Source organism: Negativicutes bacterium (assembly GCA_021372785.1).
In the GTDB taxonomy this organism is placed as follows: Bacteria; Bacillota; JAAYKD01; order JAAYKD01; family JAAYKD01; genus JAJFTT01.
Genome location: JAJFTT010000007.1, coordinates 1 through 8,718, shown reverse-complemented (window position 1 = coordinate 8,718; position 8,718 = coordinate 1). Strand labels below are relative to the sequence as shown.

Annotated in this window: 7 protein-coding genes; all 7 read left to right on the top strand. The window is 55.3% G+C overall.

The genetic code is table 11. From position 1 onward, the window contains the following. Positions 1-176, top strand: a 176-nt coding sequence (locus tag LLG09_01090) for a phosphoribosylformylglycinamidine synthase subunit PurQ (protein ID MCE5195714.1), incomplete at its 5' end; no start/stop codon positions are given. Next, on the top strand, positions 173-2,386 hold the full coding sequence (purL, locus tag LLG09_01085; GenBank protein MCE5195713.1) for a phosphoribosylformylglycinamidine synthase subunit PurL: 2,214 nt from the start codon (positions 173-175) through the stop codon (positions 2,384-2,386). The genes LLG09_01090 and purL, both read left to right, overlap by 4 nt. A 38-nt stretch (positions 2,387-2,424) precedes the next feature. Next, on the top strand, positions 2,425-3,834 hold the full coding sequence (gene purF, locus LLG09_01080) for an amidophosphoribosyltransferase (GenBank protein MCE5195712.1): 1,410 nt from the start codon (positions 2,425-2,427) through the stop codon (positions 3,832-3,834). A 1-nt stretch (position 3,835) separates the two neighbouring features. Beyond that, positions 3,836-4,882 carry a phosphoribosylformylglycinamidine cyclo-ligase gene (purM, locus tag LLG09_01075; protein ID MCE5195711.1) on the top strand — a complete coding sequence of 349 codons (1,047 nt, stop codon included), beginning with the start codon at positions 3,836-3,838 and terminating at the stop codon, positions 4,880-4,882. 43 nt (positions 4,883-4,925) lie between these two features. Next, the gene (gene purN / locus LLG09_01070; protein ID MCE5195710.1) at positions 4,926-5,555 is read left to right on the top strand and encodes a phosphoribosylglycinamide formyltransferase; all 630 of its coding nucleotides are present in this window, start codon (positions 4,926-4,928) and stop codon (positions 5,553-5,555) included. A gap of 60 nt (positions 5,556-5,615) precedes the next feature. After that, positions 5,616-7,175 (top strand): bifunctional phosphoribosylaminoimidazolecarboxamide formyltransferase/IMP cyclohydrolase, encoded by a 1,560-nt coding sequence (purH, locus tag LLG09_01065; protein MCE5195709.1) that lies wholly within the window; start codon positions 5,616-5,618, stop codon positions 7,173-7,175. Between the two features lie 13 nt (positions 7,176-7,188). Next, the gene (gene purD / locus LLG09_01060) at positions 7,189-8,460 is read left to right on the top strand and encodes a phosphoribosylamine--glycine ligase (protein ID MCE5195708.1); all 1,272 of its coding nucleotides are present in this window, start codon (positions 7,189-7,191) and stop codon (positions 8,458-8,460) included. Positions 8,461-8,718 lie beyond the last annotated feature (258 nt).

Here is an 8,718-nt window from a genome sequence, read left to right as displayed (position 1 = left end):
CGGCAGCAGCGAATCCCAACGGCTCGCTCCATCATATCGCCGGAATCATCAACACAGCCGGCAATGTGCTGGGCATGATGCCGCATCCGGAACGTCTGTCGGAAAAAATCCTGGGCGGCGACGACGGTCTGCCGCTGTTTGAATCGATGCTGAAAACCTGGAGGGAACGTCAATGAGCAGCAAACAAGCAACCTGGCGGGAAATGGGCCTGTCGCAAAGTGAATATGATAAAATTTTGCAAATCATGCAGCGGGAGCCAACCTACCCCGAACTGGGTATGTTCTCTGCCATGTGGAGCGAGCATTGTTCTTATAAGACTTCCAAAAACACACTGCGTCTCTTCCCGACCAGCGGAAAGCGCATACTGCAGGGGCCTGGCGAAAATGCCGGTGTCATCGACATCGGTGATCATCAGGCGATTGCTTTTAAAGTGGAAAGCCATAACCATCCTTCCGCGATCGAACCGTTTCAGGGCGCTGCCACCGGTGTGGGCGGCATCATCCGCGATATCTTCACCATGGGTGCCCGCCCCATCGCCTGTTTGGACTCGCTGCGCTTCGGCGACCTGAGCCATGCGCGGGTGCGTTATCTGGTCAATGGTGTGGTGGATGGCATTGCCGCTTACGGCAACTGTATGGGGATTCCGACTGTTGCCGGTGAAACCGGTTTTCATTCCTCTTACAACGGCAATCCGCTGGTCAATGCCATGTGTGTCGGTATTATCGAAGGCGGGCGCATCTACAAAGGCATCGCTGCCGGCGCAGGCAATCCGATCATGGCGGTCGGAGCCCGGACCGGGCGCGACGGTATCCATGGCGCCACCTTTGCTTCTGTGGAATTGAGCGCCGAATCGGAAAGCCGACGGCCGGCGGTGCAATGTGGCGACCCTTTCATGGAAAAATTGCTGCTGGAGGCCTGCTTGGAATTGATGCAGACCGATGCCGTGGTCGGGATTCAGGATATGGGCGCCGCGGGGCTCACTTCCTCCAGTTGTGAAATGGCCGGGCGCGGCGGCTGCGGCATCGATTTTGATGTCACTTTGGTTCCGCAGCGTGAAACCGGAATGACCCCCTATGAGATTCTGCTTTCCGAATCGCAGGAACGCATGGTTGTGGTGGTCGAAAAAGGGCGCGAGGCGGAAGTGACCGCTATTTTTGATAAATGGGGATTGGAAGCGGCTGTGATCGGCCATGTTACCGATGATCATTATGTCACTGTGCGGGAAAACGGCAAAATCGTCGCGCACATTCCAACCAGCGCCTTAACCGATGAAGCGCCGCTCTACAACAACGAGGCCAAACGCCCCGCTTATCTGGCTGAGAAGCAAGCCTTCGATCCGATGAGTCTCGCCGAACCAACCGATCCGAATCAAGTGTTGCGTCAACTGCTGGCTTCCCCCAATATTTGCTCCAAGGAATGGGTTTACCGTCATTACGATTATATGGTCCGCACTTCGACCGTGATTCGTCCCGGCAGTGATGCCGCCGTACTGCGCATCAAAGGCACGCATAAGGGATTAGCCATGACGATTGACTGCAACAGCCGTTATGTCTATCTGGATCCCCTGACCGGCGGAAAAATCGCCGTTGCCGAAGCTGCCCGCAATCTCGTCTGCAGCGGCGCCGAACCGTTGGCCATCACCAATTGTTTAAATTTCGGTAATCCGGAAAAACCGGAAGTCTTTTATAGCTTCCAGCAAGCTGTCAGCGGTATGGCCGAAGCCTGCCGGCTACTCGACACGCCGGTTACCGGCGGCAATGTTTCTTTTTATAATGAAAATCAGCATGGCGCCGTCTATCCGACACCAACCGTCGGTATGATCGGTCTGCTGGAAAACATTGATCATGCCACCCGGCAGGGTTTCCGGTCAGCCGCTGAAACGATTTATCTGGTGGGAGAAAGCAAAAACGAATTGGGAGGCAGCGAGTATCTGGCGCAGATTCATCAGATCGAAGCCGGCATGCCTCCCGCCATCGATTTGGATCGGGAAGTCGGCGTGCAGCATTTGGTGCTGAAAGCCATCCAAAACGGTCTGATCAGCGCCGCGCATGACTGCTCGGAAGGCGGTTTGGCGATCGCTCTGGCTGAAATGGCCATTGCGGGAAGTTTGGGCGCTGTGGTGCAGCTGCAGGATAACCTGCGCAGCGACGCTTCTCTCTTCGGCGAAAGCCAATCCCGCATTCTGGTTACGGTCCCGCAGCAAGCCGCCGCCGCCTGGCAGGCACTGACGGCTGCCGGCAGCCTGCCGGTCCGGGCTTTGGGTGTCACAGGCGGTGATCGCCTGGAAATAAGCCAGAATGGCAAACTCTTAATTCAACTCCCCCTTAATGAAATCACCACCCTTTGGAAGGAGGCGCTTCCTTGCGCACTGATGACTACGAATTAATCACAGCCGGTTCTTCGGGCAAGGATCCGGCTGACGCCTTGCAGTCTGCGGATCGACCGGAAGAAGCCTGCGGCGTCTTTGGAATTTGGGCTCCCGGCGAACCGGTCGCTTTGCATACCTATTATGCGCTGATCTCCCTGCAGCACCGCGGTCAGGAAAGCGCCGGCATCGTCGTTGCCAATGAAGATGGTCTGGCGATCCATAAAGGCATGGGTTTGGTGACCGATGTCTTTGAAAACTCCGCCTTCCTCTCCCAACCGGGTTTTGCCGCGCTGGGTCATGTGCGCTATTCCACCACCGGCGGTTCCAGTTTCCTGAATTCACAGCCTCTGCTGATCCGTTATAAAGGCGGTCAACTGGCGCTGGCGCATAACGGCAATCTGGTCAATGCGGCGGAATTGCGGGAAGAACTGGAGCAGAGAGGTTCCATCTTCCAATCCACCATTGACAGTGAAGTGTTTGCGCATCTGATTGCCCGCAGCGGTTTTGCCGCGCCGGAAACAGCGCTGTCGGAAGCGGTACAGCGCATCCGCGGAGGTTACGCGATCATCTTTCTCACGGAAAATAAACTGATCGCCATGCGGGATCCCAATGGGATTCGTCCCTTGTCTCTGGGCAAATTGGGAGAAAATTACGTGGTCGCTTCGGAAAGCTGTGCCTTTGATACCATCGGCGCCACTTTCCTGCGGGAAATCGAACCGGGCGAAGGTATTACAATTGATCAGAGCGGTTTACATAGCTTCCGTGCCGCACCGGCCGGACGGCATAACCTCTGCGCTTTTGAGTATATCTATTTTGCCCGACCGGACAGCACCATGTATGGCAATAACATTCACGCCATCCGCAAGCTGTTGGGCAAAGCGTTGGCCCTAGAAGCGCCGGTCGCAGCCGATTTGGTCACCGGTGTGCCGGACAGTTCGATTTCCGCCGCTATCGGTTACGCGGAAGCAAGCTCCATCCCCTACGAAATGGGTCTGATCAAGAACCGCTATCTGGGCCGCACCTTTATCAAACCGACGCAGGAAATGCGCCAGACGGCGGTACGTCTGAAATTAAACCCGGTGCGCAGCATCGTGGAAGGCAAACGAGTTTTGCTGGTGGATGATTCGATTGTGCGCGGCACGACCATGACTTACATTATCAAACTGCTCAAGGAAGTGGGAGCCAAAGAGGTACATGTGCGTATCTCTTCGCCTCCTTACCGCTTCCCCTGTTATTTTGGTATCGACACCTCTTCCCGCGGCGAATTGATCGCGGCCGATAACACAGTGGCGGAAACCTGCAAAATCATCGGCGCCGACAGCCTGCATTATTTATCGCAGAACACCCTGACGCGCATCTTGGCGGAACGCGGCGTGCAGCTCTGTGAAGCCTGTTTTGACGGTGATTATCCGGTACGTCTCGGCAATAACCCCTTAGGCAAGTCAGCGCTTGAACGGAGGAAATAGCATGTCTGAAGAAAAGAAATCGATGAGCTATGCCGATGCCGGTGTGGATGTGGATGCCGGCAACCGTGCCGTGGCTCTGATGAAAGAGAAAGTGAAATCAACCTACCGACCGGAAGTGTTGGGAGATCTGGGCGGCTTTGCCGGCTGTTTTTGTTTACCCAAACGTCTGATGCAGGAGCCGGTTCTGCTGGCCGCTACCGATGGCGTCGGTACCAAATTGAAACTGGCTTTCCAAACCGGTCTGCATCAGACGGTCGGTCAGGATCTGGTTGCCATGTGTGTCAACGATATACTGGTTCAGGGCGCGGAACCGCTTTTTTTCCTTGATTATCTGGCCTGCGGCAAATTGATCCCGGAGCAGGTCGCAACGATTGTCGGCGGCATTGCGGATGGCTGCAAGCTGGCCGGTTGTTCGCTGATCGGCGGAGAAACCGCGGAAATGCCCGGCTTCTATCAACCCGGTGAATATGATTTAGCCGGATTTGCGGTCGGTTTGGCCGATGCGGCTAAGCTAATCAATGGCAAAGAGATCACAGCCGGCGATGTGATCATCGGCCTGGCTTCCAGCGGGATACATTCCAACGGTTTTTCTCTGGTTCGCCGCATCATCGAAACTTCCGGCATCGACTTGCTGAAAACAGCCGCCTGGAGCGGTCAAGCCTGGGGTGAAACTTTGCTGACACCGACAAAAATCTATGTCCAAACCATTCTGCCTCTGCTGGAGAAACTGACGATCAAAGGCATGGTGCATATCACGGGCGGCGGTTTCATTGAAAATGTGCCGCGTGTGCTGCCGGAGACTTGCGATGCGGTCTTCCGGTTGGGTTCCTGGCCGGTGCTGCCAGTTTTCGAGTGGCTGCAGCAAGAAGGCAACATCGCGTTTCACGAAAAGTACCGCACCTGCAATATGGGCATCGGCTATATTATCGTCGCCGCACCCGAGCAGGCGGAACGGATCCTGGCAGAATTGCTGGCGTCCGGCGAAGAGGCATATCGCATCGGTCAGGTGGAAAAAGGCAGCCATTTGGTGCGCTTTACGGAGGCTTAGCGTGAAAAGTGCCTTGAGCACTGCGAAAGGAATGGATTTTAAGATGCGACATTTAAAAATCGCCGCCCTGGTGTCCGGTTCCGGCCGCAATTTGCAGAGTATTTTGGATGCCATCCGGGACGGCCGGCTGGATGCCGAAGTCTCGGTTGTGGTTGCCAGCCGGCCTCGGATCACGGCGATCGAACGGGCGGAACGTTACCAAATTCCTGTCCGGGTGATTCCCCGCAAACAGTACGGCCAGGATATTGCCGCTTACAGTCAGGCTATCGCCCGGGCGCTGCAGCCGTATGGTGTCGACCTGATCCTGCTTTGCGGTTTTCTTTCCTTTCTCAGCCCGGAGTTCTGCGACAGTTACAAGGAACGGATCTTCAATATCCATCCTTCTCTGCTGCCTGCTTTCGGCGGCAAGGGGGCTTACGGCGCCAATGTGCATCAAATGGTGCTCAACTACGGCGCCAAAATCAGCGGCTGCACCGTGATGTTTGTCGACGCCGGCGAGGACAGCGGCCCGATCATTCTGCAAAAAGCAGTCCCTGTCCTGGATACGGATACTGCGCAAACGCTGGAAGCCAGAGTGATGCAGGCGGAGCAGGCAGTTTATCCAGAGGCGGTACGCCTTTTCGGCGAAGGGCGTCTGCAGGTTGTGGGACGGCGGGTCTTGATCCAACCCTAAGCGATTTTTCAGTGCTTTTCGTGCTCAATCTTACATCTATAAAGAGAGGAAGTTTTTCCCATGGCAATCAAACGTGCCTTACTCAGTGTCTCCGATAAAACCGGTTTGGTAGAGCTGGCGCAAGTCCTGCAGGCGATGGGTGTGGAGCTTGTTTCCACCGGCGGTACCGCCAAAGTGCTGGCTGCCGCCGGTCTGCCGGTTCGTCCGGTCGATGATCTCACCGGTTTTCCGGAAATGATGGACGGCAGAGTCAAGACCTTGCACCCGCGTGTCCACGGCGGTCTGTTAAACCGCAGAGACAATCCCGGCGATCGCCAGGCCATGCAGGAAAACGATATCGTCGATATCGACCTGGTGGTCGTCAATCTGTATCCCTTTCTGCAGACCGTCAGCAAACCCGGGGTTACCTGGGCGGAGGCCATTGAAAATATCGATATCGGCGGCCCCGCCATGGTGCGCAGCGCGGCAAAAAACCACGCTTTCGTGACCGTCGTGGTCGACCCTGCCGATTATGGCGCGCTGATCCTTGCTTTACAGCAAAACGGCGACACCACTTTGGAGCAGCGCAAAGCGTATGCGCTGAAAGCGTTCCGTCATACGGCAGCCTATGACAGCGTCATTTCCAACTGGATCGGCGACACATTGGGCGAAGGTGTGCTGTCCTTTCCGAGTGAAATGGCGTTTGCCGCCGAATATCAGCAGGCGCTGCGCTACGGTGAAAATCCGCATCAAAAAGCGGCTCTCTACCGGCAGCCGCTCTATCAGGGCGCCAGCATTCTGAAAGCAAAACAGTTACAGGGGAAGGAGTTGTCCTTCAATAATCTGAATGACAGCAATGCTGCTTTGGAACTGATCCTGGAATTAAAAGCAGGTCCGGCAGCCATCGCGTTGAAACATGCCACCCCCTGCGGCGCCGCTTACGGTCAGTCCCTCGCCGAGGCTTTTCAGCATTGTTATGACTCAGACCCGGTCTCCATTTTTGGCGGTATTGTTGCCCTGAACCGCCCTGTCGATCGGGCGACAGCCAGGCTTCTGGCGAAGGTTTTCCTGGAGGTCATCATCGCTCCTGATTTTGAGCCGGATGCTCTGCGGATTTTAGCCAAAAAACCCAATTTACGCTTACTCGTTTTGGGGGATGATTTCCAGAAACCTGTATCTGACGCGGAATATAGCATGAAACAGATCCGCGGCGGTTATCTCTTCCAATCCGCCGATCAAATGCCGATCGATGCTGCCACTTGGCAGCTCGCCTGCGGGACTGCGCCGACAGCGGCGGAAATCCAGGATCTGAGTCTGGCCTGGACGGTGGTTAAGCACACCCGTTCGAATGCCATTGTCGTGGTCAAAGACGGTATGACGCTGGGAATCGGCGGCGGACAGGTTAATCGGATCGATGCCGCCCGTCATGCGATAAAAATGGCCGGCAGCCGCTGCCGGGGGGCAGTACTGGCATCCGATGCCTTCTTCCCGTTTACCGATAGTATCGAAGCCGCCGCCGCAGGCGGTATCGCCATTGTGATTGAACCGGCCGGCGCCCAGCATCAGGCAGAGGTGATCGAAGCAGCCGCCCAAGCCGGTATTACCGTGATGCTGGCCCCGGAGCGTCACTTCCGACATTAAAGGGGGATCGATTATGAACATTTTAGTCATCGGCAGCGGCGGACGTGAACATGCGCTGTGCTGGAAAATTGCTCAGTCTCCTCTCTGCAGTAAACTTTATTGCGCGCCGGGCAATGCCGGGATTGCGCAGATTGCCCAACTGCTGCCAATTGCCGCGAACGACGGCGCCGCGCTCTGTCAGGCAGCGCTCGAACTGCAGATCGATCTGACCGTGATCGGGCCGGATGACTGTCTGGCAGATGGTTTGACCGATCGCTTGCAAGCCGCCGGACTGACGGTATTCGGTCCCGGCAAAGCCGCCGCCGAACTGGAATGGTCCAAAGGTTTTGCCAAACGCTTTATGCAGCGCCATCAGATTCCGACAGCCCGCTGGGCCGCTTTCGATCAGGAAGAAGCTGCCCTGGCTTATCTGGAAAAATCAAAACTGCCGATCGTGATCAAAGCGGACGGCTTAGCCTTAGGCAAAGGCGTAATCATTGCGCGGACTTATGCGGAAGCGGTTTCTGCCGTGCACCAGATGATGTCGGAAGATGTTTTTGGCAATTCGGGTCGGACCATTGTGATCGAAGAATTCCTGCGCGGCAGGGAAATTTCGGTTTTAAGCTTTTGTGACGGCGTCAGTCTGCGCTGTCTGCTGCCTGCCGAAGACCATAAACAAGTTTTCGACCATGATCTCGGTCCCAATACTGGGGGGATGGGTGTCGTGGCGCCGGTTGGCTTTGTTTCGGCAGCTCTAATGCAGCAAATCGAACGGCAAATCATGCAGCCGGTGCTCGACGGGATGACTGCCGAAGGCAACCCGTTCTGCGGCATCCTTTTCGCCGGCATTATGCTGACGGAAGAGGGACCGAAGGTGTTGGAATACAATGCCCGTTTCGGAGACCCGGAAACGCAAAGCCTGCTGCTGTTGCTGCAATCCGATCTGGTGCCGATTTTATTGGCCTGCTGCCGGCAAACGTTAGCCGAAACAGAGATTCGCTGGTATCCCGGAGCCGCCGCCTGCGTGGTGCTGGCTTCCGGCGGTTATCCCGTGCATTATGAGAAGGGTTATCCTATCACAGGCCTGGAGCGGCTGCCGGGCGATCTGGTCGCTTTTCATGCCGGTACAAAAATGCAGGACGGACAATGGCTGACCAACGGCGGACGTGTCTTGAGTCTCGCAGCCCGTGGACTTGATCTGAATGATGCTTTACAAAAAGTCTATGATGCCTGTGCCGTCGTGGATTTTGCCAACAAACACTACCGCAAGGACATCGGCCGCCGGGAGCAGACCGAAACCAAATAAAAAAGGACAGATGCCGATCCTTCCCGATTTGCATCTGTTTTTTTTGCATATTTTCAGCGAAAAAGAAGGATACTGATTTCATTGTCTAGAATAAAGATTGAGATGCTCATAGAAGAGTCGAAATAAAAGGAGGATACTGTTATGTTTTTCTATGTCGTCGGTGCTCTAGTTATCATCGCTATCTTGCTTTATATTGTTAACTATAACGGCTTCATCTCTTTGCGCAATAAAATGGATGAAGCATTTGCTACCATGGAT